General features: G+C 66.3%; 26 protein-coding genes. 20 read left to right on the top strand and 6 right to left on the bottom strand.

Annotated elements, in window-relative coordinates; all coding sequences use genetic code 11:
• On the bottom strand, positions 1–683 hold a 683-nt coding region (locus tag NI18_RS20580; RefSeq protein ID WP_037533018.1), incomplete at its 3' end, for a PAS domain-containing protein.
• Between the two features lie 311 nt (positions 684–994).
• Here NI18_RS20580 and NI18_RS20575 point away from each other — a divergent pair.
• The 13 genes from NI18_RS20575 (at position 995) to NI18_RS20525 (ending at position 15,389) form a co-directional block, all read left to right on the top strand.
• Entirely contained in the window at positions 995–1,621 is a 627-nt protein-coding gene (locus NI18_RS20575; RefSeq protein ID WP_192069587.1) for a response regulator transcription factor, read from the top strand.
• A 157-nt stretch (positions 1,622–1,778) separates the two neighbouring features.
• Positions 1,779–2,210 (top strand): hypothetical protein, encoded by a 432-nt coding sequence (locus NI18_RS20570; RefSeq protein ID WP_037533015.1) that lies wholly within the window; start codon positions 1,779–1,781, stop codon positions 2,208–2,210.
• Positions 2,164–2,976, top strand: coding sequence for a hypothetical protein (locus tag NI18_RS25350; protein WP_037533013.1), 813 nt, complete (start codon positions 2,164–2,166; stop codon positions 2,974–2,976). Before NI18_RS20570 ends, NI18_RS25350 begins: the two co-directional genes overlap by 47 nt.
• Positions 2,977–3,002: 26 nt before the next feature.
• Positions 3,003–4,064 (top strand): multicopper oxidase domain-containing protein, encoded by a 1,062-nt coding sequence (locus tag NI18_RS20560; RefSeq protein WP_198527086.1) that lies wholly within the window; start codon positions 3,003–3,005, stop codon positions 4,062–4,064.
• Positions 4,065–4,410: 346 nt separating this feature from the next.
• Positions 4,411–4,725, top strand: a complete 315-nt coding sequence (locus NI18_RS20555; RefSeq protein ID WP_037533010.1) for an SCO family protein — start codon at positions 4,411–4,413, stop codon at positions 4,723–4,725.
• 369 nt (positions 4,726–5,094) lie between these two features.
• Complete coding sequence (locus tag NI18_RS20550; protein ID WP_128082364.1) at positions 5,095–5,712, top strand: hypothetical protein; 618 nt, start codon at positions 5,095–5,097, stop codon at positions 5,710–5,712.
• The gene (locus tag NI18_RS20545; protein ID WP_037533005.1) at positions 5,706–9,125 is read left to right on the top strand and encodes a peroxidase family protein; all 3,420 of its coding nucleotides are present in this window, start codon (positions 5,706–5,708) and stop codon (positions 9,123–9,125) included. The genes NI18_RS20550 and NI18_RS20545 overlap by 7 nt, the downstream gene beginning before the upstream one ends.
• A complete protein-coding gene (locus NI18_RS22725) occupies positions 9,053–10,564 on the top strand; it encodes a calcium-binding protein (RefSeq protein WP_052149395.1) in 1,512 nt (503 codons plus the stop codon). Before NI18_RS20545 ends, NI18_RS22725 begins: the two co-directional genes overlap by 73 nt.
• Entirely contained in the window at positions 10,561–11,295 is a 735-nt protein-coding gene (locus tag NI18_RS27540; RefSeq protein ID WP_052149394.1) for a calcium-binding protein, read from the top strand. The genes NI18_RS22725 and NI18_RS27540 overlap by 4 nt, the downstream gene beginning before the upstream one ends.
• The gene (locus NI18_RS20535; RefSeq protein WP_347574897.1) at positions 11,267–12,316 is read left to right on the top strand and encodes a calcium-binding protein; all 1,050 of its coding nucleotides are present in this window, start codon (positions 11,267–11,269) and stop codon (positions 12,314–12,316) included. The genes NI18_RS27540 and NI18_RS20535 overlap by 29 nt, the downstream gene beginning before the upstream one ends.
• Before the next feature lie 148 nt (positions 12,317–12,464).
• Entirely contained in the window at positions 12,465–14,063 is a 1,599-nt protein-coding gene (locus NI18_RS20530) for an ATP-binding cassette domain-containing protein (RefSeq protein ID WP_128082363.1), read from the top strand.
• Positions 14,064–14,076: 13 nt separating this feature from the next.
• A complete protein-coding gene (locus NI18_RS25345; RefSeq protein ID WP_052149391.1) occupies positions 14,077–14,358 on the top strand; it encodes a hypothetical protein in 282 nt (93 codons plus the stop codon).
• A complete protein-coding gene (locus NI18_RS20525) occupies positions 14,307–15,389 on the top strand; it encodes an HlyD family type I secretion periplasmic adaptor subunit (protein WP_052149390.1) in 1,083 nt (360 codons plus the stop codon). The genes NI18_RS25345 and NI18_RS20525 overlap by 52 nt, the downstream gene beginning before the upstream one ends.
• Before the next feature lie 12 nt (positions 15,390–15,401).
• Here NI18_RS20525 and NI18_RS20520 read toward each other — a convergent pair whose 3' ends face one another.
• On the bottom strand, positions 15,402–16,103 hold the full coding sequence (locus tag NI18_RS20520) for a hypothetical protein (protein ID WP_306286566.1): 702 nt from the start codon (positions 16,101–16,103) through the stop codon (positions 15,402–15,404).
• Positions 16,104–16,386: 283 nt separating this feature from the next.
• Positions 16,387–17,331, bottom strand: coding sequence for a diguanylate cyclase (locus tag NI18_RS25340; RefSeq protein WP_037533002.1), 945 nt, complete (start codon positions 17,329–17,331; stop codon positions 16,387–16,389).
• Between the two features lie 552 nt (positions 17,332–17,883).
• Between NI18_RS25340 and NI18_RS20510 the strand changes: the two genes are divergently transcribed.
• The 4 genes from NI18_RS20510 to NI18_RS25325 all read left to right on the top strand — a co-directional run bounded on the left by NI18_RS20510 (position 17,884) and on the right by NI18_RS25325 (position 20,526).
• Positions 17,884–19,275, top strand: a complete 1,392-nt coding sequence (locus NI18_RS20510; protein WP_306286565.1) for an exopolysaccharide biosynthesis polyprenyl glycosylphosphotransferase — start codon at positions 17,884–17,886, stop codon at positions 19,273–19,275.
• Between the two features lie 83 nt (positions 19,276–19,358).
• Positions 19,359–19,682 carry a hypothetical protein gene (locus NI18_RS25335; RefSeq protein ID WP_031394409.1) on the top strand — a complete coding sequence of 108 codons (324 nt, stop codon included), beginning with the start codon at positions 19,359–19,361 and terminating at the stop codon, positions 19,680–19,682.
• 13 nt (positions 19,683–19,695) lie between these two features.
• Positions 19,696–20,184 carry a PilZ domain-containing protein gene (locus tag NI18_RS25330; RefSeq protein WP_157840592.1) on the top strand — a complete coding sequence of 163 codons (489 nt, stop codon included), beginning with the start codon at positions 19,696–19,698 and terminating at the stop codon, positions 20,182–20,184.
• Positions 20,185–20,385: 201 nt separating this feature from the next.
• Entirely contained in the window at positions 20,386–20,526 is a 141-nt protein-coding gene (locus NI18_RS25325) for a hypothetical protein (protein ID WP_156360375.1), read from the top strand.
• Positions 20,527–20,813: 287 nt separating this feature from the next.
• Here the strand turns inward: NI18_RS25325 and NI18_RS22710 are convergent, their stop codons facing one another.
• Both NI18_RS22710 and NI18_RS22705 read right to left on the bottom strand, forming a co-directional pair.
• The gene (locus NI18_RS22710; RefSeq protein ID WP_052149389.1) at positions 20,814–21,407 is read right to left on the bottom strand and encodes a glycosyltransferase; all 594 of its coding nucleotides are present in this window, start codon (positions 21,405–21,407) and stop codon (positions 20,814–20,816) included.
• Positions 21,368–21,943, bottom strand: coding sequence for a glycosyltransferase (locus tag NI18_RS22705; RefSeq protein WP_052149388.1), 576 nt, complete (start codon positions 21,941–21,943; stop codon positions 21,368–21,370). Before NI18_RS22705 ends, NI18_RS22710 begins: the two co-directional genes overlap by 40 nt.
• An 84-nt stretch (positions 21,944–22,027) precedes the next feature.
• Between NI18_RS22705 and NI18_RS20490 the strand changes: the two genes are divergently transcribed.
• The 3 genes from NI18_RS20490 to NI18_RS20485 all read left to right on the top strand — a co-directional run bounded on the left by NI18_RS20490 (position 22,028) and on the right by NI18_RS20485 (position 24,708).
• Complete coding sequence (locus NI18_RS20490; RefSeq protein ID WP_052149387.1) at positions 22,028–22,960, top strand: hypothetical protein; 933 nt, start codon at positions 22,028–22,030, stop codon at positions 22,958–22,960.
• A complete protein-coding gene (locus NI18_RS22700; RefSeq protein WP_052149386.1) occupies positions 22,947–23,183 on the top strand; it encodes a hypothetical protein in 237 nt (78 codons plus the stop codon). The genes NI18_RS20490 and NI18_RS22700 overlap by 14 nt, the downstream gene beginning before the upstream one ends.
• Before the next feature lie 223 nt (positions 23,184–23,406).
• Positions 23,407–24,708 carry a UDP-glucose/GDP-mannose dehydrogenase family protein gene (locus tag NI18_RS20485; protein WP_031396235.1) on the top strand — a complete coding sequence of 434 codons (1,302 nt, stop codon included), beginning with the start codon at positions 23,407–23,409 and terminating at the stop codon, positions 24,706–24,708.
• A gap of 66 nt (positions 24,709–24,774) precedes the next feature.
• Here NI18_RS20485 and NI18_RS20480 read toward each other — a convergent pair whose 3' ends face one another.
• The gene (locus NI18_RS20480) at positions 24,775–25,179 is read right to left on the bottom strand and encodes a hypothetical protein (protein ID WP_037532997.1); all 405 of its coding nucleotides are present in this window, start codon (positions 25,177–25,179) and stop codon (positions 24,775–24,777) included.
• Positions 25,180–25,297: the final 118 nt, after the last annotated feature.

Below are 25,297 nucleotides of genomic sequence, written 5' to 3'. Positions count from 1 at the left end.
TCGGTCTCGTCACGGAGATGGAGCGTGCGCAGCCCGGTCGCGGCGAACGGCAGCGTCCCGCTCGACAGCGACAGCGCGAGACGCGTGCCATCGGCGCGGCACAGTTCGTGCGCGGTCGCGGTCTCGCCGGACAGGTCGGGCAGGCCGGGAAGCAGGTCCGCGAGCCGCAGGCGTCCGGTATCGGGGTCGGTGATCCCCAGGATGCCGCGCGCGCTCCGGTTGATCGCGAGCACGTCGCCCGCCGCGTCGACGATGAGCATCGCCGCGGGGGTGGTGTTGAAGATCGAGTGGAGACAGAGTTCGCGCTGGTGCGACCGGCCCTGCGCGAGGCCGGCGCGCTGGCGCAGAAGGGTCATGCGACCGCCGAACAGCGCGAGGACGATCGCAAAACCGGTCACGACCAGCGTGTTCAGCGGCGTCACGAGCGGATGGTGCGCGCTGAACACCAGCGCGGTGGGGATCGTCGTCGCGGCGCCCACGCACGCGGTCAGCGCACCCCCCAGGACGGCGCCGATCGCGATCGCCGCCAGCGCGAAGGTGAAGGGCAGGTCGATCCCGAACAGGTGCCGGCCGACCGCCGTGGCAACCAGCGCGGCGCTGCCGAACCCCACGCCTTGCAGCAGGTTCCAGCGCCAGTCGGACGCGGTCTCCTGCTGGTCGACGATGGCCCATAGCCGCTGCACGATCGCTCCAAATTCGAATCCGCCGGAAAGAACCAAAATGCTACGCTTTCCGCATAGGGGTTTCCAGACACCGGCCGGGGTCTTCGTGCAGTGCAACCGTCTCAAATTGAAGCAAAGCCGGTGTGGTGGTCATGGTGTGCCAAGCCTGAACAGACTGTCTGGGGTCCGTATCCGTACGGACTTGCCTAAGACCCGGCGTGGTCGCAGCCTCAGCCAATGGTCTAGGCAGCTTTGGTAAGATTATCGCGTAATATTACAAAAACATCCAATGGAGCGGCGTCATGAATGAGCAGATCATTCGCAATGATGAATTGGATAGATCCAACGCTATTGTCGCAAGCAATGCCGAAATATTCCGCTACGCCATATCGAGCATTCTCAGCCAGCAGCATCTAGCCGATACGGTTCTGACGACATCGAACTGGAGCAGCGTCCAGGCGCATCTCCTGAGGGCGCACTGCACCAAGCTCGCCGTCATCAATACCGATGTTCTGAACGGCCAAGGTCACGGGATGATGCGCCGGCTGCGCCTGTCCTACCCGCACCTTCGGATCATCGTCGTCGGGCAGACGCGCGAGCGGATGAAGATCCTGTCGCTGATCAGCGCGGGTGCGCACGCCTATATCCTCGAATCCATGCCGATGGACGAGATCGCCAAGGCGGTGCGGATGGTCGCCGCGGGCCATATCTACCTGCCCGACATGGTCGGCGACCTGTCGGCGCCCGAACCGGACTCGGTGCGGGCCGAGGGCGCGCTCACCCGGCGGCAGCAACAGGTGCTGCAACTGCTCGTCGGGGGCGCGTCGAACAAGGAGATCGCGCATGCGCTGAACCTCGCCGAGGGGACGATCAAGGTGCATCTGTCGGGGCTGTTCAAGGCGCTCGGGGTGCACAACCGAACCGGTGCGGTCGCGTCGGTGCATGCGCAGGCCTATTGACCCGGCCTGCAACCATGTCGCGCGGCGGCCCGCCCGGGCCCTGCATCGTCCATGGTCTTAGACCGAGCGGCCTACTTGATCCTGCGGCAGCGTCTGGCACCTAAATACCGGGAAATCGGGCAGATATTGCGCTGCGCGAACGTCATGGGGATAGTCGATGGAGCGCCGGGACTTTCTGAAGATTGGGGCCGGCGCAACGACGGTGGCGCTCGCCGCGACGGCGCAGCAGATGATCACGCCGACCGACACGCCGCTCAGCAGCCCGGCGCCGACGCCGATGTCGCTGTCGGGGTCGTCCGATCTTGCGCAGTCGCTCCGGCTGGTCATCGAACCGGTCGAGAAGGAGATGATCGACGGCAAGATCGTCTACATGGTGTTCTATTTCCACGAAAGCGGCCAGCCGCAGCCGGTGTTGCGGTACCGCGAGGGCGAACCCGTCTCGCTCAGCATCACGAACAACGACCTCGTCCCGCACGGCTTTGCGATCACCGGCATCCCGCAGGCGACCGTGCCCGAAATCCCCCCCCGGCCAGACGCGGCAGGTGCCGGACTTCGTCGCGCCGGTCGGCGGCTCCTATCTCTATCATGATCCGTATGAGCCGCCGCTCAACCGCATCCTCGGGCTGCACGGCGCCTTCATCGTCGACCCTGCGCTGGGCACGACGGTCGCGGGCTCGGCCACGCCGTTCAGCCGCGCGATGCACACGCCGCAGATCGCCGCGGTGTTCGATGCGTTCGGGCGGCATCCGCGCTTTCCCGGCGAGCGGTGGAAGGCGGGGGATCCGGCCCGCGACAAGCTGTGGCTGTTCTCGCAGACCGATTCGGCGATTAACGCGCGCGTGGCGGCGGGGTACCGGATATCGGGCCAGGCGCTGATCGATGCGTTCCTCCCCGATTATTTCCACATCAACGGCCTGAGCGGGTTCGATACCGCGGTCCACGACACCACGGCCAGCGTCGACCGGGCGGCCGCGCAGGCGATCGAGCCGGTCGGGAAGCAGGGTCAGCCGACGCTGTTGCGGGTGATGAATGCCGGGCTGTGCACGCATTCGGCGCACATCCACGGCAATCACCTGTTCGAATGTACCGAGGCGGATGCGAGCGGCGTCCCCTATTGCGAGACCAACGTCTACGAACGCGACGTGTGGGTCATGCGGCCGATGGACCGCAAGGACATGATCCTGCCGTTCGAGCGGCCACCCGACGTGCCGGTCTGGCCGCCGAGGGAGGAGCCGTTCCCGCTGAAATACGTCATGCACTGCCACACCGAGATGTCGCAGACCGCGGGCGGGGGCAATTATCCGCAGGGACTGGTCACGCACTGGACGATGACCAGCCCGATCTACGCCTTCTGATCCGGTCGAGACGATGGGGAATGACCATGGGCGATGAGAGTATCAGTCCGTCGGGGATCGACTGGACCAAGACCGCGGCACAGGGCGTCACCAATTTCCAGACGTTCGGCTGCAACGTCTTCAAGGCGAGCCTGCCGACGCCCGACCGGCTGACGCCCGACATCAGCTTCGTCCGGCAGGTGACGACCAGCGGCAATCTGGTCGCGCCCGACGGGGTACGGCTGCGCTACTGGGCGTTCGAGGATCCGGCGAGCGGCGTCAAATCGCCCTATCCCTCGCCGCTGATGCGCGTGCGGGAGGGACAGATCGTGCATGTCACTTTGCTCACCGCCAAGCATGCGCACACGATCCATCATCACGGGATCGAGCCGACGACGATGCATGACGGCGTCGGCCATGTGTCGTTCGAGGTGGCGAACCAGTTCACCTATCAGTGGAAAGCGTCGAGCCCGGGCACCTTCTTCTATCACTGCCACCGCAACACGCCGCTGCATTTCGAGATGGGGATGTTCGGCGGGCTGATCGTCGATCCGCCGGAGGGGCCCGGCTATCTCTATTCGTCGCCGATGGCGAATGCGCCGTACCAGCGCTATCAGGTCGAGCGGCTCTGGGTGTGCGACGACATGGATGCGCGCTGGCACAATGTGCTGAGCAACAACCATGATGCGGGCATGTGCGGCGAAAATGTCGGGCTGAACCGGTTCGAGCCCAAATATTTCCTGATCAACGGTGTGTTCCCGACCAAGACGATGACCGATCAGAAGGTCGCAGCGAAGGCGCGGGTCGGCGAGACCGTCCTGATCCGGCTGCTCAACGCGAGCTACTCGATCCTCAGGGTGACGTTCCAGGTGCCGGTGACCTGCGTGTCGTGCGACGGGCACCGGCTGGGCAAGGAAAACTGGAATGCGCCGATCGTCTTTCCCGCGGGGACACCGATCGAGCTGACCAGCGCCACAAGGCTCGATTTCCTGATCACCGCGACTCAGCGTGGCGCGATCAACGCAACGATCGAATATCTCCACTGGATCACCCGCCGCGTCCAGGACAATGGCCGCGGCGTGGCCAAGACGCAGATTGTCGTATCATGACCACATTCCCGACCCGATCCGCCCCCCCCGTCCGCCTCCCCGTCCGCACGTCCCGGCCATGCGACGCATGCGGCAATGCCCACGCAGCTGGGCGGGGCGTTCGACTTTTCCGATGTCGCAGGCCGCCCGATCGGTGCCGCGGACTTTCGCGATCGCTGGACGCTGCTGTTCTTCGGGTACAGCCGCTGCCGCGCGAGTTGCCCGATGGCCATTCCGCGCATGGTGCAGACGGCGGAACGGCTGCGCCAGTCGGGGATCGCGGCGCGTGCGCTGTTCGTCGACATCGACGTGCCGCCGCTCGGCGTGGTGCGATTCCGCCGGCCGGCCGCGGCGGCGGCGATGGGCGTTGCAGGCGCCGCCGCATCACGGCCATGGCGAGCTCGACCGCATTGCGGCGATGCGCGCGCTGGCGAAGAAGTTCGACGGGCGGCTGGTGGTCGCGACGGGGACGCGCGCGCAGCTGAACGCCGCGACCCAGGCGTTCAACGTCGCGCGTGAACATATCCCGCCAAGGCCCGGCGAGATGGGGCACAGCATCAACCATTCCTCGCTCATCTATGTCCTCGCGCCCGACACGCGTGTCGCGGGCTATGCGATGCACGACCAGCCGTCGGTCGCGCTCGAGGACATGATCCGTCATCTGGCACGCCGCCGGGGCTGACCCGGCGGCTTTTGTGTCCAGTATCGTCTCGACCGGCTGACTCGCTCGCCGGATCGGGACCCCGCCGCCGGAACGAGCCCCCCCTCACTGGCGGCGGGGTAGCGCCGCGCATGGGCTTGCTCGACCTCGCACAGACCGGGATTCGAAGCGTGTTCGGATCCATCGCCAGGCGGAGCGGCCGCGAACCCGGCCGTTCGGCCTAGGACAGGGCCTAGGCTGCCAGGGGCCGGCGTAGGTCCTTCATGGGCCTTATCCCGCCGAACGAAGAATGGAAGGTTGGCGTCACGACGTGTGCCGGTCTTCGATCACGACCCGATCACGATCGCTCGAGACGTTTCGCGTTTCGTCATTCAGAGGGGAAATTGCATCATGTCTGGTGACTTTACCGTCGATCTGGGAGATCTGAACTTCATCCTGGCGCAGATCAGGATCAGCGAGCGCAATGCCGCTGGCGAGTCACTCGCGGATATCCTGGGCCCCCAGGCGCAATTGATCCCCTATGGTCTGCGGACCGTCGATGGCAGCTACAACAATCTGCTGCCGGGCAATGCGGTGTTGGGCGCGGCGGACCAGCTGCTGCCGCGGCTGACGACGCCGGTGTTCCGCAATCTGAACGACGGCGCGACGTTCGGCACCGGGCCCGGCGGGCCGGTCCTGACCAACACCGATTACGGCACGCCGGGCAGCGTGGTCGATGCCGACCCGCGGCTGATCAGCAACCTGATCGCCGACATGACCAACACCAATCCCGCGGCGATCGCCGCCTGGTACGTCAACGCGCATGCGCAGGCGGCCTATGCCGATGCGCATGGCGGCGACGCGCCGCCCGATGGCTATATCCCGACCAACGAGGAACTGGCGTCGATCCCGAACCTGTCGCCGGACATCGGCCTGTCGCCGTCGTTCAACGCGTGGATGACGTTCTTCGGCCAGTTCTTCGATCATGGGCTCGACCTGATCACCAAGGCGGCAACGGCACGGTGCTGATCCCGCTGCAGCCCGACGATCCGCTCTATGTCCCCGGCGGCCCCAACTTCATGCCGCTGACCCGGTCGACGCAATATGACGCCAACGGCAACCCGGTCGTCGGCGGGACCGAGACGGTCAACACGACGACGCCGTTCATTGACCAGAACCAGACCTATACCTCGCATGCGTCGCATCAGGTGTTCCTGCGCGAATACAAGTTCTCGGTCGATTCGGATGGCGACGGGGTGAAGGATTCGCATGCGATCTCGACCGGGCGGCTGCTCGACGGCGCGATCGGCGGGATGGCGAACTGGGCCGAGACCAAGGCGCAGGCGCTGACGATGCTCGGCATCCGGCTCGACGACTACGACGTGCACAACGTGCCGCTGCTGCTGACCGACGCGTACGGCCGGTTCATCCCCGGCGCGAACGGCTATGCGCAGATCATGCTGAAGGACGGCACGCTGCTCGAGGGGACGGCCGAGGGCGTCGCGGTGCCCGCGAACGCGTACTTCACCGGCCACGCGTTCCTCAACGACATCGCGCACCATGCCGAACCGGTGCTGGTCGACCTCGATCACAATCCGGCGACGCCCGCGGTGCGGCAGACCGCCGATACGGACATGCTCGACTTTAATGGCGACGGCGTGTCCGACGAGGCCGATCTGGTCGCGGGCGAGGGGCGGATCGTCGATGCGGATGGCGACCACGCGATCACGCTCGACGACCTGCGCGACGTCAATCTGGACGGCGTGATCAACGCGCGCGACCTGATCGCCGACGACAACAACCCGCTGACCTATGACGACGAGATGCTCGACGCGCATTTCGTCACGGGCGACGGCCGCGGCAACGAGAATATCGGGCTGACCGCGGTCCACACCATCTTCCATGCCGAGCATAATCGCGTGGTCGAGGCGGACAAGCTGACGATCATCGCATCGGGCGACCTCGCCATCGTCAACGAATGGCTGCGCCCTGCGGCGGACGGCACGCGCAGCGCGATCACGCAGGCGGAGCTCGATGCGATCGAGGCGCTGACCGGGACGGCGAAGACGCAGGCGATCGATGCACTCGACTGGGATGGCGAGCGGCTGTTCCAGGCGGGGCGGTTCAGCACCGAAATGCAGTATCAGCATCTGGTGTTCGAGGAGTTCGCGCGCCGGATTCAGCCCAATATCGATCCGTTCATCTTCAGCAATACCGCCGACATCGACCCTGCGATCACCGCCGAATTCGCGCACGCCGTGTACCGGTTCGGCCATTCGATGCTGACCGACACGATCGAGATCACCGATCCGACGCTGTCGACGCAATCGCTGAGCCTGGTCGAGGCGTTCCTGAACCCGCAGGCGTTTGGCGAAGCCGGTCTGGATCCCGTCACCGGCGAGGAGGATGCGGCGATCGCCGCGGGCGCCATCATCCGCGGGATGACGCGCGTCGAGGGCAGCGAGATCGACGAGTTCGTGCCCGATTCGCTGCGCAATTTCCTCGTCGGGCTGCCGCTCGACCTCGCCGCGCTCAACATCGCGCGCGGCCGCGATGCCGGCGTCGCGGCGTTCAACGTGGTGCGTGCGCAGCTCTATGCCTCAACCAACGATTCGCAGCTCAAACCCTATACGAGCTGGCTCGACTTCGCGCAGAACATCAAGAACCCGCTGTCGATCGTCAATTTCGTCGCCGCCTATGGCACGCATCCGCTGATCACCGGCGAGACGACGCTGGAGGGCAAGCGCGCCGCCGCGACCCTGCTGGTGATGGGCGGCGCGGATATCGTCGTGCATGCGAATGCCGCGATGGGCGTCGAGGAGCATGTGCTCCAGGCCCCGGCCGATCGGCTCAACTTCCTGCAGAGCAAGGGCAACTGGGCGCCCAGCATCGTCGACGGGGTCAATAGCCACGAAACCGGGCTGAACCTGGTCGATCTGTGGATCGGCGGTCTGGCCGAGGAGAAGATGGAATTCGGCGGGATGCTGGGTTCGACGTTCAACTATGTGTTCGAACACCAGCTCGAAAGCCTGCAGAACGGCGACCGCTTCTATTATCTCAGCCGTACGCAGGGCATGAACATGCTCAACGAGCTGGAGAAGAGCAGCTTCGCCGATCTCGTGATGCGCAATTCCGACCTGGGCGACGTGCATTCGACGCATGTCGACGGGCAGATCTTCAACACCGCGGACTATATCCTCGAACTTGATCCGCTGACGCCGCAGGTCACCAATATCGGCGAGGACGGCACGTATCTGGCGGGCGGCACGTTCGATCCGGTCTGGGAGGACAGTTTCCAGCAGGCGTTCGACCCCAAGGTGGTGCGGATCGCCCCGGGCGAGGACGTCGACGGCGACGGCCATGACGATGGCGGGATGCTCAAATATAGCGGCGGCGAGCATGTCGTGCTCGGCGGGACCGAGGGCAATGACCGGCTCTATGGCGACAAGGGCATCGATACGCTGTGGGGCGATGGCGGCGACGATTACCTGAACGCGGGCACGGAATCCGATCAGGTCTATGCCGGTGACGGCGACGACATCATCGAGGACCCGTTCGGCGACGATTTCCTGCGCGGTGGCGAGGGCAATGACGTCGTCAGCGGCGGCTCCGGGCTCGACATCATGTTCGGTGGCGGCGGCCAGGACTTCATGGTCGGCGGCACCGACGCGAAGGAGATGTTCGCCGGCCGCGGCAACGACTTCCTGCTGGGCGGCAGCGGCAGCGACGGTCTGATGGGGAATGAAGGCGACGACTGGATCGAGGGCGGCGACGGCTTCGACAGCGTGACGGGCGAGAATTCGAACCTGTTCTTCAACAGCCCGATCATCGGCAACGACATCCTGAACGGCGGCGGCAACGACACCGATTATGACGGGGAGAGCGGCGACGACATCATGATCCAGGGGGCGGGGATCCAGCGCAACAACGGCATGGCCGGGTTCGACTGGGTCATCCACCAGGGTGATACGACCGCCGCCAATTCGGATCTGGGGCTGAGTGCCGCGGTCAACCAGCAGGCGTTCACGCTGCGCGACCGCAACGACCTGGTCGAGGCGTTGTCGGGCTGGAAATATGCCGACACGCTGACCGGCCGGCAGATCCCGCTCGGCCTCGTCAGCACGGGCGCCAATTTCCCGGACCTGCTCGGCGACGACAATCCCCGGATCCTCGGCAACAACCTGTACGAGGACGGCGTCCGGCTGATCACCGGGCTGCGCGAACTGCTGAGCTTCAAGACCTGGGATGCGAACGATGCCGATGCGCTGGTGATGGACGGCAGCACGACCGACGACTTGCTGATCGGCGGCGGCGGTGCGGACGCATCAAGGGGCGCGCGGGCAACGACGTCATCGACGGCGACGCCTTTATGCACGTCTTCATCAGCGTGCGCGAAAACAAGGACGGGTCGGGCGCCGAGCTGTTCCGCGCGGATTCGCTGACCGAGATCCAGGCGCGGCTGCTGAACGGGACGATCAACCCCGGCCAGCTCGTCGCGTCGCGCGAGATCGTCTACCGCGAGACCGTCAACGGCTATGCCACGGGTGCGGCGACGATCGGGTCGGGGATGGATACCGCGGTCTATATCGGCAACCGCTCCAACTTCACGATCACGCTGCGGCCCGACGGGCGGGTCAGCGTCGTCGACAATGTCGGCGACGAGGGCAGCGACATGCTGCGCAACGTCGAGCGGATCCAGTTCGCCGACAGCGTCGCCGAGATCAACCGCCAGCATGTCGGCAGCTTCGAGATCGATAACGTCGAGCCGGAAATCGATCAGGTGCTGACGGTCACGACGGGCAGCTTCATCGATTATGACGGCACGACGAGCTTTGCGCGGCAGTGGCAGCGTCAGGTTGAAGGGACGTGGGTCGATATCGCGGGGGCGACCGACGACACGTACAAGGTCACGGTCGACGATATCGGCCAGCCGCTGCGCGTCGCGACCAACTATACCGACAATCGCGGGTTCAGCACGCAGGGGACGAACCAGCCGGAATCGGTGGTCTATTCCGACGCGACGATGGCGGTCGCGATCCCCGATTACGCGATCCTCGGCGACGAGGAGGCCAACGTGCTCACCGGCACGGAGGACGCCGACCTCGTCTTCGCGCGCGGCGGCGATGACACTTTGCTCGGGCTGGACGGAGACGACCGTCTGTTCGGCGAAGACGGGAATGACAGCCTCGACGGCGGCAGCGGGGCCGACCGGATGGCGGGGGGGCTGGGCGACGACACCTATGTCGTCGATGACGGCGGCGACACGGTCGTCGAGGGCAGCGAAGGCGGCACCGACACGGTGACCAGCAGCATCAGCTACACGCTGGGCACCGAGGTCGAAAATCTGATGCTCGGCGGCTCCGCGGGGATCAGCGGTACCGGCAATGCGGGCAACAACGTGCTGACCGGCAACGGTGCCGCCAACACGCTGACGGGGCTCGCCGGTGCCGATTTCCTCGATGGCGGGGCGGGCGCCGACACCATGGCGGGCGGGCTGGGGGACGACACCTATGTCGTCGACAGCACGGGCGATGTCGTCAGCGAAAGCGGGGGCGACGGGACCGATACCGTCCTCAGCAGCATCGCCTACACACTCGCGACGGGGCTGGAAAACGTCACGCTGACCGGAAACGCGGCGCTGAACGCCACCGGAAACGCCGCTGCGAACACCGTCACCGGCAATGACGGGGACAATGCTCTGGCGGGGCTCGCGGGGGACGACTGGCTGACCGGCGGCGGCGGCAACGACCGGCTGGACGGCGGCACCGGTGCGGACACGATGTCGGGTGGGCTCGGCAACGACACCTATACGGTCGACAATGTCGGTGACGCGTCGACGAGACAGGCGGCGACGGCGTCGATCTGGTCAACAGCAGCGTGAGCTTCGCGCTAGCGGCCGGGGTGGACAACCTCGAGCTGACGGGCAGTGCAGCGATCAACGCGACGGGCAATGCCGATGCGAACGTCCTGACGGGCAATGCCGGGGTGAACCGGCTGACCGGGCTGGAAGGCGCGGACACTCTGCGCGGGCTTGCGGGGAACGACCAGCTGTTCGGGGGCGACGGGGCCGATGACCTCGACGGCGGCGTCGGTGCCGACCTCCTGTCCGGCGGCACGGGCAACGATACCTATACGGTCGACAATGTCAGCGACGTCGTCGACGAGACCGACGGCGATGGCGTCGACCTGGTCAAGAGCAGCGTGACCTTCACGCTCGCCGCCGGTGTCGAGAATCTGACGCTGACGGGGAGCGGTTCGCCCAGCGCGACGGGCAACGCCGCCGCCAACATCCTGACGGGCAATGGTGCGGCGAACACGCTGACGGGTCTCGACGGCGACGACACGCTGATCGGGCTGTCGGGCAACGACCGGCTGAACGGCGGTGCGGGGGCGGACATCCTGAACGGCGGCACCGGATCGGACATCATGACCGGCGGCGACGGCGACGATCTCTATAGCGTCGACACGACCGGCGACATCGTCGACGAGACCGGCAGCGACGGTATCGACACCGTCACCAGCAGCATCACCTACACGCTCGGCGCCGGCGTCGAACGCCTCACCCTGACCGGGACGGGGGGGAATCGCGGGGCGGGGCAATGCCGCCGATAACGTCATCACCGGCAATGACGGCGCCAACGCGCTGTCGGGCTTTGCCGGCAACGACCAGCTGTTCGGCGGCGCGGGCACGGATACGCTCGACGGCGGCACCGGCCAGGACGTGATGTCCGGCGGGCGCGGCAACGACAGCTATGTCGTCGACGATATCGGCGACGTGGTCGACGAGACCGGTGGGGACGGTCTCGATACGGTCACCAGCAGCGTGTCCTTCACGCTGGGGGCGGGGGTCGAGCGTCTTACGCTGAGCGGGGTGGCGGCGATCGATGCGACGGGCAGCGCGGACGCCAATATCCTGACGGGCAATGCCGGCGTCAACATCCTGTCGGGCATGGAGGGGGCCGATACGCTGCGCGGGATGGCCGGCAACGATCAGCTGTTCGGCGGTGGCGGCGCCGACACGCTCGACGGCGGCACCGGCGCGGACGTGATGGCAGGCGGTCTCGGCGACGATATCTACATCGTCGACACTCTGGGCGACAGCGTCGACGAGACCGACGGGGACGGCGTCGATCTCGTCACCAGCAGCATCACCTTCACGCTGGCCGACGGGCTCGAGAACCTGACGCTGACGGGCACTTCCGGGGTGCACGGCAACGGCAATGCCGGCGCGAACGCACTGACGGGCAATAGCGCGGGCAATATCCTGTCCGGGTTCGACGGCGACGACCTGTTGCAGGGGCTGGGGGGCAACGACCAGCTGCTGGGCGGCGCGGGGCAGGACCGGCTCGTCGGCGGCACCGGCAGCGACCGGCTGACCGGGGGCACGGGCGACGACGTGTTCGTGTTCGTGACCGGGCAGGGCAATGACACGGTGGTCGATTTCGACTTCGATGCGGCCGGGGGACAGGACCTGCTCGATGTTTCGGGTTGCGGCATCACCGCCGCCAATTTCGGGGCACAGGTGCTGATTTCGCAGGTCGGCGTCAACACGGTGATCACGATCGGCACGCAGACGATCACGCTCACCGGGGTGAACGCGACGACGATCGACCACAGCGATTTCGGGTTCTGATCGATGATGCAGATGTTCGGGGACCGGCTGGCGCAGCCGGTACGGGATGCGGTGACGCGCTGTCGGTCGCATCTCCTTGCCGCCTTGCTGTTCAGCGCGCTGGTCAACATCCTGTACCTCGCGCCGACGCTGTACATGATGCAGGTCTATGACCGGGTGGTGCCGACCGGGGGGCGTCGTCACTCTGGTGATCCTGACGCTGGTGCTGGGGGCGGCGATCGCCACGATCGGGGTGCTGGAGGCCCTGCGGTCGCGGCTGATGGTCAAGGTGTCGCTGCGGCTCGACCAGCGCGTGTCGCGGGCGATCCTGGCGCGGCTGATCGAGCGCGGTCACACCCGGCAGCGCGACCCGACGACGGCACAGGCGATGCGCGAGTTCGACACGCTGCGACAGGTGATCACCGCGCCGACGCTGGTCGGGATCTTCGATGCGCCCTGGACGCCGATCTATGTTCTGGCCGCGGTGCTGATCCATCCGCTGCTGGGGCTGTTCATCATCGCTGCGGGCGCGTGCCTCGCGGTGCTGACATGGATGTCCGAGCGGGGGACGCGCGGGCTGATGACCGTTGCGCACACCGCCAATGCCCGGTCGGCGATCGTCCAGGAGGATATCGCTCAGCAGGCCGAGCTCGTCCGCGCGCTGGGCATGGGCCGGGCGATGGTCGACCGGCAGATCGCCGAACGCTGCGACGGGCAGGCGGCGCTGGCCGCGGCGCAGATGGCGACCGCGCGCTATGCCGCGATCGCCAAGTTCATGCGGCTGTTCCTCCAGTCGCTGGCGCTGGGGCTTGCCGCGATCCTCGCGGTCCAGCGGCAGATCTCGGTCGGATCGATCATCGCCGCCTCGGTGCTGCTCAGCCGTGCGCTGCAGCCGGTCGAGCTGCTGATCGGCGGTTGGTCGAACCTGCAGAGCGCGAACGAGGCGCTGAAATCGCTGAAGCAGTTGTTCGACACGGACGCGGCGGCGGCGCCCGCGACCGTCCTGCCGGCGCCGCTCGGCCGGATCACCGCGCGCAAGATCACCACGCGCAGCGCCGATGGCGCGGCGATGCTGCTGAAGGGGGTGAGCTTCGACCTGCAGGCGGGGCAGATGCTGGGGATCGTCGGGGCATCGGGGGCGGGCAAGACGACGCTGATCCGCATCCTCGCCGGGGGTATCGCGCCCGAGTCCGGACAGGTGCTGCTCGATGGCGCGGACTCGATCCTCTGGGATGCGCAGCGGCTCGCGCGGTACCGCGGCTATGTGCCGCAGGAACCCGGCTTCCTGACGGGCACGGTGGCGCAGAACATCGCCCGGTTCGCCGATCCGAACGCGGTGGACCCGGTCTCGTTCGACCGGCGGGTGATCGACGCGGCCAAGGTCGCGGGGTGCCACGCGCTGATCCTGTCGCTGCCCGGTGGCTATGACTGTCCGATCGGGCGCGGCGGGCTGGCGCTGTCGGCGGGTCAGCGGCAGCGGATCGCACTGGCGCGAGCGATGTTCGACGACCCGCCGATCCTCCTGCTCGACGAACCCAATGCCGCGCTGGACGCGGAGGGCGAGGCGGCGCTGATGCGCGCGCTGGAGACCAGTCGCCAGCGCGGCGCGACGATCGTGATCGCGGCGCACCGCACCAGCGTGCTGGCCGCCGCGGATCGGCTGCTCGTCCTCAACGCCGGATCGGTCGACTGCGAAGGTCCGGCCGAGGAGGTTCTGGCCGAGCTGGCGCGCGCGCCGGCGGGAGCCGCGGAAATGTCGTCGGACTGAAGGGGGCTGTGTCATGAGCATGATCGACGATTCGGCGCGGGTGGAGATCCGGCGCGGCCTGCGCGTCGCGGCGCTGTTCTTCATCGGGCTGCTGGGGGGCGCGTCGATGATGCCGCTCGACGCCGGCGTCTATGCCCGCGGCGCGGTGATCGTGTCGGGCAAGCGGCAGGCGGTGCAGAACCGCGGACGGGGGCATCGTCACGGCATTGCGCGCGTCGAAGGCAGAAGGTCGCCCGCGGGCAGGTGCTGCTCGAGATCGCGTCGGCGGATCTGCACGCGCTCGAACGCGGGATGACCGCCGAGCTGATGATGCTGTTCGCGCAGCGCGAACGCCTGCTCGCCGAACGCGACCGGCGCGCGGTGATGGCCGAGCCGGTCGAATTCCGCGCGCTGCCGGCGGCGGACCGGGTGCTGGCGGAGGATGCGCTGCGCGGGCAGCGGTTGCTGCTGGCGGCGCGCCTGCGGACCGCGCAGACCGAGAAGGCGGTGTGGATGCGGCGCGCCCACGCCAATGCCGAACAGATTGGCGGGTTCGGGGAGCAGATCACGGCGAACCGCCGGCAACGCGCGCTGCTCGACGACGAGCTGACGGGGATGCGGGTCATCGCCGCCAAGGGCTTTGCCTCGATCAACCGGATCCGCGCGCTCGAGCGCACCCAGGCCGCGCTCGACGGCGAGCATGGCGCGCTTGGTGCGCAGATCCTCCAGACGCGCGATGCGATCGGCGAAGCCGAACTGTCGGCCGCGGGCGTCGATCGTCGCCAGATCGAGGAGGTGGAGGGCAGCCTGCGCGATCTGCTGGTCCGGATGAACGAGCTGCAACCCAAGTTGCTCGCGGCGCGCGAACAGCTCGCCCGCTCGATGGTGCGCGCGCCGGTGGCCGGCACGATCGTCGGCCCGACGATCTACACCATCGGCGGGGTGGTCTCGCCGGGGCAGACGCTGATGGAAATCGTGCCCGATCGCAGGGCGCTGGTGATCGAGGTGCAGGTCTCGCCCGACGATGCCGACGACATGCGCCCCGGCCAGACGACGCAGGTCCGCTTCACCGGCTTCCACGACCGCGCGATGCCCGCGCTCGACGCCCGGATCGACACGGTGTCGGCGGACAGCTTCACCGAGGAGCGGACCGGCAACCGCTTCTTCCGGGCGGAGGCGTCGCTCCTGCCGGAAAGCTATCGGACGCTCGTCGCGCTGAAGGGGCCCGGCGCGCTGACGCCGGGCATGCCCGCCGAGATCCTTGTCCCGCTCCGGAAACGGTCTGCGTTCGACTATCTGATCGGCCCGTTGAAGGAGAGCCTGTGGCGCGGCGGTCGTGAGGCCTGAGTGAGTGCGGGGTCAGGCGGCCAGCCCGTTCGCCTCGACATGCGCGGCGATGTCGCCGGCGGTGGTCCACCAGATGCGCGGATCGTTCGCCGCGCGGAGTTCGGTCAGCACGCGGGCGAGGGCGGGGACGCGGTGTGCCTGTCCCATGATATAGGGATGGAGCGCGATGCCGAGGACGAGCGGACGCCGGTCGCATTCGGACAGCAGCTGTTCGACGCCGTCGCGGATCATGGCCGCGAACGTCGTCGCCTCCTGCTTGCGCGCGATGATCGCGGGCAGGTCGTTGATTTCCTGGGAATAGGGGATGGAGAGCAGTCCGCCATGAGAGGTGGCGAGCCGGGTCGGCTGGTCGTCATGCGCCCAGTCGAGGACATAACGATAGCCATTTTCGGCGAGCAGGTCCGGCGTGGTGTCGCTCTCCGATACCCACGGTCCCAGCCAGCCGGTGGGACGCACACCGAGTGTCGCCAGCCGCTCGGTCACGTCGGCGATCATCTGGGTCTCGCTCGGGTGCGCAAGGGACCCTTGCGCGGTCGCGTTGGTGCCGCCATGCGCCGCGATTTTCGTCGCCGCGGTCGCGGCACGCCTCGGCGAGCCCCGGGCAGCGATCGAGGACGTCGGCGTTGAGCAGCGCGGTGGTGCGCAGGCCCAGCCGATCGAACAGGTCGAACAACCGCCACGCCCCGACCCGGTTGCCATAATCGCGCCAGGCATAGTTCATCACGTCCGGGTCGGTCTGCGCAGGCGCTAGTTCCGGACCCAGCCCGCCGCCGAAATCGAACACCTCGTAATTCACCCCGAAATAGATGGCGAGGCGGCGGCCGTCGGGCCAGTCATAGTCCGGGCGGTCGACGATCGGGCGATAGGCGTAGCGGCCATGGTGCGACGTGCTCATCACGCTGGAACGCGCGGGTCGCGGGATAGAAACGCCATGATGCAGATACTTATGGAATCCATGATCGCGGCCGGAGCGAGCGAGCCGTCGGGTCCGACCCGCTCAGCCGTCCACAGGGGCGAAACCCTCGACGGTGGCACGGTACAGATCGGCGCGCGCCTGGCTCAGGGCGGCGTCCTGGTCGTCGCCCTGGCCGACCACCAGTCCCGCGAGCGCGCGGACCGGGCCGATCCATGCGCCGCTGCCGCGCAGCCTGAGGCGGCGGGTTTCGAAGGCGGCGATGGCTTCGTCGGCGAGATCGCGGGCCGCCGTCAGGGCGACGTCGGTCACGACCACGACGAATTCATTGCCGGTCCAGCGGATGATCTCCTCGTCCGGGAACACCCGTCGCAGGTTGGCGACAAAGGCGCTCAGCACATTGTCGCCGACGGCGTGGCCGAAGCGCTGATTGACCCCGGCCAGATCGGCGACGCTGAAGATCATGAGGACATAGCTTCGCGCCTGTTCGGCGAGTTGTGCAAAGATCGGCCGCGCGCCCTCGGACGTCAGCGCGCCGGTGGCTGCGTCGCGCATCGGATCGTGCCGCGCCGTACCGAGCGAGCCGAGGTCGGACTGGAGCCGGGCGACGTCGCGGCGCAGCTCGGCCAGCTCGCGCTCGGCATCGGCCAGCCGCGTCACGAGCAGCGTCGCATCGGGCCAGTTCTCCGCCTCGCTCGCCATCGCGCTGACGTCGTGGCTGAGCGACCGCGTCAGCGTCTGCGCATCGGTGGTCAGCGCGCCAAGCTGGTTCGCGCGTGCAGTGACCGCGCTGTCGCGTTCGGCGGTCGTGTCGCGCTTGATCGCAAGATGGCGTTCGCTGAGCGTTTCGAGCGCGTGTGTGGTCAGCCTCAGGCCGCCATCCGTCTCGGCCGCCACGGCGCGCGCCAGGTCCGATCCGGGATCGGCGACCACGGCAAGCGCGAACGTATAATTTTCAGCCACCGGTGCGAGACGATGTGCCTCGAGAAAGGCGAGCGCGTCGCGCGCCGCACGAAAAGCCTCTGGCATGCTTGTCTCGAACCTTTTTATGTACTGGATTGTACAACGCGGGATCGCGCGCGTCCGTTTCATCCCGCCGCCCCCTAGCGCGAAAGAGCGCGCGATCAATCCTTGAGCGGCGATCGGTTCCGCGTTCGGGGGGCGTGTCGATGCGACGGGTGGCGGCTGTTTGCGGGCGGCAGCGGCGCGGTTTTTCTTATGATGGGGGGGCATGTTCCGGGATGGGACGGCCCGCCGGCGCCCGTTGTCCGCTATAGAGGGGTATGTTGCGCCAAGGGGGGAGTCCGGTCGTACCGGTCTCAGTCCATTGCCGGGGGAGCCGCACCAGGCTGCTGAGCGGTGCTGCGCGCATGCTGGGGGTGCTGCGGCGACGGCAAGGTGGTGGCGTTGGCATAGCGGCGGCGGGCCGCGTTGCGCAGGTCTGCGCGGTGCGTGCTGACCGGGTGGCGCCCCGATGGGATGAGCCGCGCATCTCGGCTCTGGTTTCTTCAAACCGCCTATGGCAGAGCCTTGGCCCTGCTGAGCATAAGTCGAGATTGTGGCGGGCAGGGAGCTGGCACTGTGGAAAATACTAAAGTTACCGGCACGCGCGGTGCAGTGTTCGATCGTTTTGGCTCGACCTCGCATCGTCACCAACTGCGCATCGCGCTTTATATCCTGTTGGTGTTTGCTGATCTGCTCGCGGTGGTTGCTGCATTCGAGCTCGGTATATTTGCAAAATATGGCCGTTTAGCTGTTACGTCGCATATGAACGTCATCATCGTCACGGCGCCGATATATGTGCTGACGGCGTTCAATAATGGCGCCTACTCGATTGACGTGCTGCGCAAGGCCCGGGCCGGCATCATGCGGTCGGCGACAGCGCTTTTACTAGCCTTTTCAAGCTTCTTGTTCATCTCCTACTATTTCCGGGCGGTGCAGGCGGAATCCCGTGGCGTCATCAGCATCGGAATGCTCGGCAGCTTCGTGCTTCTCGCAGTCTTTCGATTGGTCATCGATCGGTTTGTCCGCCTGACGATTGGCGGCAACGTGACCACCGATCTGGTGATCTTGGACGACGTCGAATTCGCGGTGCCTGCACATTGCAAAGTCGTCGAGACGCGGGCCGCGAACCTTCGCCCGAACATGCAAGATCCGATGATGCTCGATCGACTCGCGCGCCAATTGCGTGGTGTCGACCGCGTCGTGATCGCCTGTCGGCCCGACAAGGAGCGCGAATGGGCGATGCTCCTGAAGGGGGCGGGCATTCGCGGCGAGATTATTTCGAACGAAATCGACCAGGTCGGCGCGATCGGGCTCGACACTTTCGTCGGGCGGTCGACGCTGGTCGTCGCGGTCGGACCGCTGAGCACGCGCAACCGGATGATCAAGCGGACGTTCGACCTGGCCTTTGCGGTGCCCGCGCTGATCGTCGTGCTGCCGCTGCTGCTGATCACCGCCGCGGCGATCAAGATCGACAGCCGGGGACCGGTCTTCTTCCGGCAGGATCGCGTCGGCCGCGGCAACGCGCTGTTCAAGGTGTTCAAGTTCCGGTCGATGCGGGTCGACCAGTCCGACGCGAGCGGCAGCGTTTCGGCGTCCCGCACCGACGACCGGATCACGCGCGTCGGTCGCGTGATCCGCGCGACCAGCGTCGACGAGCTGCCACAGCTGCTGAACGTGCTGCTCGGATCGATGAGCATCGTCGGGCCGCGACCGCATGCACTGGGGTCGCTGGCGGGGCAGCAGCTGTTCTGGGAGGTCGATGAACGCTATTGGCACCGCCACGCGCTCAAGCCGGGGATCACCGGTCTTGCGCAGGTGCGCGGATTCCGCGGGGCGACGCATCGTCGCGACGATCTGACGCAGCGCCTCCAGGCCGATCTGGAATATATCCTGGGCTGGTCCGTATGGCGCGACTTTGGCATTCTCGTGTCTACGGTACGGGTCGTTGTGCACCGCAACGCATTCTAGTGCACCGTAAAACACGTACAAAAAATGCCGCGACAGCAATTTAACATACGCTTTCTTAACCACCAGTATGGCATGGTGTCGTCATGCCCCTTCACGCACCTCTTGCTAACCTGGCTGACCCCGTATCGCCACATGCGGCGTTTCGTGGCGGCGATCCGCTTTCCGGCGCTACGACGGATTCGTTCGACGGGGCGCGTTCCGTCGCAGACCCGCTCGCGGCCGAGCTTCAGGTCGTCGACCCGCGTGCCGCCAACCCGTTGGCCGGCGACCGGATCGATTACGAGAACTGGCTCCTTCCGGTCGAGCCCGCCTCGTTGGGCGAACGCGCGATCCGGGCCGGTTCGACCATCGCCGGCGTGGCGGTCTTCGCCGCGGCGCTCGCTGGTGTCCTTGCCTGGATCATCTAGCGTGCGGGCGGAGATGACGGCGATCGAGCCGGTGGCCGAGCGTCGGCGAAAGCCGAGTCGAGCAGCAATAGCGCGCGCGAGCACGGTCCGTGCGGCCGATGCGCGGGCGATCGACGTCCGTGTCGAGGACCTGTCCGAAGGCGGTTTCCGTTTTTCCAGCGCCAGCGTCCTGCCGGTCGGTGCCCATATCCGCGTCGGCCTGGCCGGTGCGGGGCAGGCGACCGCGCGGATCGCATGGCGCGATGGCGAGGCGCATGGCTGCGCTTTCCAGCCCCTGCTGACGAACGACCAGATCCAGTCGGCCTTCACGCACACGATCTGCGAGTCTGCGGTCCTGTCGTTGATCCCCGACAGCGCGGTGGTGCCCATGCCCGCCGCGGGTGCGGCGCTTGCGCCGCCGCAGCGCTTTGCAGCGCCGGTGCGGCTTATCCTGCTGGTTGTGGCCAGCTGCGCATGCTGGGTTCTGGCGACGCTGCTGCTGCGCGGACTTTCATCGTTCTGAACCGAGCTGACGCCGGAGTGGTGGTCTGCGCGTTGCAACCCTGCTCCGGGGGCGTTTGCCAGCCTTGCCGACCCGTTGAACGCACAAGATTTTCAGGATCTTAGCTAATTTTGCGCTAGTCTAGATATTAGTGTTGATTATTTATGACCCCTGTCCCATGTTGAGACAAGACGGTTGAAACGACCGCTGAGGAGAGTGTTCATGACTGCGCTTCCCGGCCCGGCTATCCAGGCCCCATCCTATCCCGAAATTCCCTCGGCCGTGCTCGGTCTTATCACTGGCCTCGCAGTCAGCGTTGCGCTCTGGGCGCTGATCGTCCTGATGGCATTCTTCCTGGCCTGATCTCAAGCACATGGGCGGTCGCTTTCGCGCGTCCGCCTGTGTCTGACGATCCCAGTCGTCGGATTGTCAAAGTGCTTGGGCGCCCGGGGTACGATGGTTCGTCTTTGCCCTAGGGCCGCGGTGATCCTTAGGCTTGAGCGTTAGCCTGACCCGCTCGACGCAACAGGCCTTGTACGTTCGCGGTGACGTCGCCGTCAGCGGTATGGGCATCGTGATCGATGCCGAGCGACGATACGCTCCTCCTCACCGAATCACCTGCGGACAGGCCGTGCGACACCCCGGCGTTGTCAGCCCCGCGCGTCGCGTTTCCGCAGGACATCTTTATACACATCGGCGAACTGCCGCGCGACGCTGCGCCAGTCATAGGCCAGACTCGCGGCGATGTTGTTCGCGCGGTTCGACTCATAGGCGGCGCTTGAATCGCGGTGCGCGGCTTCGATCTGGCCCGCACCAGCCTCGACATCGTCGATGTCGAACAGGATGCCGCTGCCGGACGAGCGAACCAGCCGGCGGAAGGGCGGAATGTCGCTGACGATCGGGGTTAGGCCTGCGGACAGACCTTCGACCACGCTCAGCCCGAAGCCTTCATAGCGTGACGCCGAGCCGATATAGCTGGCCTCGCCGATCAACGCCTTGATACCCTCGTCACTGGGCGAGGGCACGAGCGTGACCGCCCGTTCGGTACCGGTCCGGCGCATATGCTCCTCGATCTGTGCAGGCGTGACGTCGGCCGGGCCGCCCGCGATGATCAGCCGCCAGTCGCCATGAAGCCGGCCGAGCGCGGCCACGAGGTCGATCAGGCCGGTGATGTTCTTGTTCGAGGAAAAGCGGCCGATATAGATCATCGTCCTCGTCGCTGCGGCGACCCTGCGCCCTGCCATTTGCCGATGTTGACGCCATTCTCGATCGTCACCGTCTTGCTCGCGGCGATCTCGTTGAACCGGGCGGCGTCGCTTTCGCTCGAGGCGATGATCCGGTCGTAGGCGAGCGACGACGCGCGCGTGACGCTGGCGAAATAGGCGAGCTTCAGCCGGCTGGCGAAATCGGTGTGGAAGAAGCCGCCATGCGTCGAGGCGACCATCGGCCGGCGGTGGAGCGGGCGGGTGAGCGCCATGCCGTCGAAGAACGAATCGATCGCATGGACGTGAACGATGTCCGCCTGACCGAGATGCTGCAGTACGGTGGGTGCGAGCGGATAGCGCGTCGAGCCGCGGAACGGGATCCGCTGCACGGGCACGCCCTGATAGGTGTCGCGCGGCGGCAGCGTCGCGTCGAGACGCGAAAACTGGCGGTCGAGCGTGACCACCGACGTCGTGATTCCGCAGTCCCGCTTGAGCGCGACCGCGAGATTGCTGACGGCGTCTTCCAGCCCGCCAATGGCCGGATAAAATTGACGAACGACGTGAAGAACGTGCATCGGCTTCCCAACGTGATCCAGATTGCCAGCCCCTTTGTCTGATTACGGCCAACCGTCCAGCCCAAAGTCGATGGAGTGTCATGCATGTCCGATAAGCCAGCGCCGGCGCAGCCAAAGCGTTCCCGTGTCGTCATCCTGTCGGCATTTCAGGATTACCGGACGCCCAAGCGCGCCAGCATCCATCAGGTCGCGCATGCGCTGGCGCAGGATGGCTGCGACGTGTCGTTCATCTCGACCCGGTTCAGCCTGATCTCGAAGAAGAAGGGCGATTCGCGCCTGTTCCTGTGGGACCAGGCCAATGCCTGGCACAAGGTGGACGGCGTCAATTGCTATCTCTGGCGGACGCCGCTGCATCCCTTTGCGACCAACAATGCGGTCGCCGATGCGGTGATGGCGAAGCTGTTTCCGCTGTTTGCCAGGCTGCCCAATGCCGATATCGACGGCGCATTCCAGGCGGCGGACTATATCGTCATCGAATCGAGCGTCGCGGCGATCTTCATCGACCGGATCAAGCGGCTCAACCCGACCGCGAAGATCATCTATTACGCCACTGACCGGCTCGATACCGTCGGCGCGCATCCCTATGTCCGCAGCCATCTGGTCAAGAATGCGCGACATATCGACCATGTCTGCCTGCGGTCGACCAAGATGGTGTCGGATTTCCTGTGGGCGAAGGATCGCCTGTACCGCGCCGAATTCGGGATCGATCCCGCCGACTTCGAGACCGTCGGTCCGTCGCCCTATACCGCGCAGCGCAATGCCGTCGCGGTCGGGTCGATGCTGTTCGACGAAAGCTTCTTCCACGCGGTCGCGCCGCAGTTTCCCGATGTGCATTTCCACGTGATCGGCTGCGGGAAGAGCTTCAAGGGGCCCGACAACGTGTTCGTCCACAAGGAAATGCCGTTCCGCGCCACGCTGCCCTATATCAAGCATGCGAGCATCGGCATCGCCCCCTACCGGCTGGCGCCGGGGGGTCGAGTATCTTGCCGAGTCGAGTCTGAAATTGGGACAATATGAATATCTGCAGATCCCCGCGGTCTGCCCCGATTTCGCGGTCGGGACGAACCCGTTCCGCGCGGGCTATGTGTCGAACGATCCGGCGTCGATGATCGCGGCGACCGAAAAGGCGCTGGCGCTGGCGGGGCAGGTGCCCGCGCGGCATTTCTCGACCTGGACAGAGGTCGCCGACCGCGTGCTTCGTCCCGAAAACTACCCTGACGCCCGCATCGTCGCGGGCTGAATGGGCGGGGCCGGCGCGTCGCCCGCGGGCGCGGGCCGGCCCGCCAACCCTCTCGGATATCGGCGTTTGATCGGTATCGGCACGGATCGCTGGAGCAGCGTACCGGCCCGCCGCATCAGGTGAACCACCTTATTGATGGCCGGCGGTTCATCTTCTAGGAGTTCCGCCGAATATCAATGTCCGTACGACGATCGTAGGGACCAACATCGTCTGAGGGATTATAATGCGCATAGCGATGGTGGGATCGGGTTACGTTGGTTTGGTGTCGGGCGCATGTTTCGCCGATTTCGGACATGACGTGATCTGCATCGACAAGGATGCCGGCAAGATCGCGGCGCTCGAAAACGGCATCATGCCGATCTACGAGCCGGGTCTGGATGCACTGGTGGCGCGCGGCGTCGAGGCCGGGCGGTTGCGCTTCGGTACCGATCTTGCCGCGAGCGTGAAGGGCGTCGACGCGGTCTTCATCGCCGTCGGTACGCCGTCGCGGCGCGGTGACGGTCATGCCGACCTGTCCTATGTCTATGCCGCCGCCGAGGAAATCGCCGGCGCGATCGACGGATTCACCGCGATCGTCGACAAGTCCACGGTCCCGGTCGGCACCGGCGACGAGGTCGAGCGGATCATCCGCCGCGTCAATCCCGATGCCGATTTCGCGGTCGTGTCGAACCCCGAATTCCTGCGCGAAGGCGCCGCGATCGACGATTTCAAGCGTCCCGACCGCGTCGTGATCGGCAGCGACGATGAGAAGGGCCTCGCGGTCATGCGCGAGATCTATCGTCCACTCGCCCTCGGTCGGTCGCCGCTCGTCGAGATGAGCCGGCGTGCCGCCGAGCTGACCAAATATGCCGGCAACGCGTTCCTCGCGACCAAGATCACCTTCATCAACGAGATCGCCGATCTGTGCGAGAAGGTCGGCGCGGACGTGCAGGACGTCGCGCGCGGCATCGGCCTCGACAACCGCATCGGCTCCAAGTTCCTGCATGCCGGCCCGGGCTATGGCGGTTCGTGCTTCCCCAAGGACACGCTCGCGCTGCTCAAGACCGCGCAGGATCACGACGCGCCGCAGCGCATCGTCGAGGCGGTCGTCGCGGTGAACGACAATCGCAAGCGCGCAATGGGCCGCAAGGTCATCGCCGCCGTCGGTGGCGACGTTCGCGGCAAGACGATCGCGGTGCTTGGCCTGACCTTCAAGCCGAACACCGACGACATGCGCGACAGCCCGGCGATCGCGCTGATCCAGACGCTGCAGGATGCGGGCGCGACGATCAACGTCTATGATCCCGAGGGTCATGAGCAGGCGAAGGCGGTCATCAAGGACGTGACCTATTGCACCGGTCCCTATGAGACGATGGAGGGCGCCGAGGCGCTTGTCATCGTGACCGAATGGGACATCTTCCGCGCGCTCGACTTCAAGCGCGTCAAGTCGCTGCTGGCGTCGCCGGTGCTCGTCGACCTGCGCAACATCTATCCGCGCGACATGGTCGAGAAGGCCGGGCTGACCTATCACGCGGTCGGCCGCTGATCGACCGGGACAGGCGGCGCGCCGATCGGTGCGCCGCCTGTCTAACTAAGCCGAGGGCCAGTCCGGTTATTCGACCAGGCTGGCATATTGCATATGATCCGGGTCCCGCATCGTGTCGGGGGGGATGACCGCATCGTCGGTATCGCTGGTGGCTGGTGTGCCCGCGTCGGCGCCGGTCGCCGGTGCAGGCGGTGCCGCTGCTGCAACCGCAATACCGGATTCGCTCGGTCCGGCCCCCGATCTCACGACGACGATTCCCGCTTGTTCGGGCGCTTCGACCGCGGATCCGCAGGCGGCGAGCATCGCCAGCGCTGCGATGCCGACCATGCCGCGCAGGGCAGCGCCGATGCGGGCAGGTCGACCACCATCACAAAGTGAGCGCGGCAGGACACGGTTGAGGGCATGCGGGCGAGCGACCGGGGCCGGCGCGGCGGACGCGACGGCGCGATGCGCGTCGTGGATCAGGGGCATTGGAAATTCTCCGTTGGCACCCGATCCTTCACTCGGCCGATGCAAAGGAGGTCTCTTCAAACCTGGTTAGCGGCGGGTTTAGGGTAATGGAGATCCTGTTCTACCATGATCGACCGCT

Source organism: Sphingomonas sp. Ant20 (genome assembly GCF_000783375.1).
Classification (GTDB): domain Bacteria; phylum Pseudomonadota; class Alphaproteobacteria; order Sphingomonadales; family Sphingomonadaceae; genus Sphingomonas; species Sphingomonas aerolata.
The sequence above is the reverse complement of the archived record's forward strand: the minus strand, read 5'-3'. Positions and strand labels throughout refer to the sequence as shown.

Bases quoted from the DNA above. Each gene is read 5' to 3' on its own strand.
- NI18_RS22705 (WP_052149388.1), bottom strand. From the start codon at position 21,943: ATGCACGTTCTTCACGTCGTTCGTCAATTTTATCCGGCCATTGGCGGG.
- NI18_RS25345 (WP_052149391.1), top strand. From the start codon at position 14,077: ATGAGCATGATCGACGATTCGGCGCGGGTGGAGATCCGGCGCGGCCTG.
- NI18_RS20560 (WP_198527086.1), top strand. From the start codon at position 3,003: ATGGGCGATGAGAGTATCAGTCCGTCGGGGATCGACTGGACCAAGACC.
- NI18_RS20480 (WP_037532997.1), bottom strand. From the start codon at position 25,179: ATGCCCCTGATCCACGACGCGCATCGCGCCGTCGCGTCCGCCGCGCCG.
- NI18_RS20490 (WP_052149387.1), top strand. From the start codon at position 22,028: ATGTCCGATAAGCCAGCGCCGGCGCAGCCAAAGCGTTCCCGTGTCGTC.
- NI18_RS20550 (WP_128082364.1), top strand. From the start codon at position 5,095: ATGTCTGGTGACTTTACCGTCGATCTGGGAGATCTGAACTTCATCCTG.
- NI18_RS25340 (WP_037533002.1), bottom strand. From the start codon at position 17,331: ATGCCAGAGGCTTTTCGTGCGGCGCGCGACGCGCTCGCCTTTCTCGAG.
- NI18_RS25325 (WP_156360375.1), top strand. From the start codon at position 20,386: ATGACTGCGCTTCCCGGCCCGGCTATCCAGGCCCCATCCTATCCCGAA.
- NI18_RS20485 (WP_031396235.1), top strand. From the start codon at position 23,407: ATGCGCATAGCGATGGTGGGATCGGGTTACGTTGGTTTGGTGTCGGGC.
- NI18_RS22725 (WP_052149395.1), top strand. From the start codon at position 9,053: ATGCACGTCTTCATCAGCGTGCGCGAAAACAAGGACGGGTCGGGCGCC.
- NI18_RS25330 (WP_157840592.1), top strand. From the start codon at position 19,696: ATGACGGCGATCGAGCCGGTGGCCGAGCGTCGGCGAAAGCCGAGTCGA.
- NI18_RS20570 (WP_037533015.1), top strand. From the start codon at position 1,779: ATGGAGCGCCGGGACTTTCTGAAGATTGGGGCCGGCGCAACGACGGTG.
- NI18_RS22710 (WP_052149389.1), bottom strand. From the start codon at position 21,407: ATGGCAGGGCGCAGGGTCGCCGCAGCGACGAGGACGATGATCTATATC.
- NI18_RS20520 (WP_306286566.1), bottom strand. From the start codon at position 16,103: ATGCCTGGCGCGATTATGGCAACCGGGTCGGGGCGTGGCGGTTGTTCG.
- NI18_RS25335 (WP_031394409.1), top strand. From the start codon at position 19,359: ATGCCCCTTCACGCACCTCTTGCTAACCTGGCTGACCCCGTATCGCCA.
- NI18_RS20530 (WP_128082363.1), top strand. From the start codon at position 12,465: ATGACCGGGTGGTGCCGACCGGGGGGCGTCGTCACTCTGGTGATCCTG.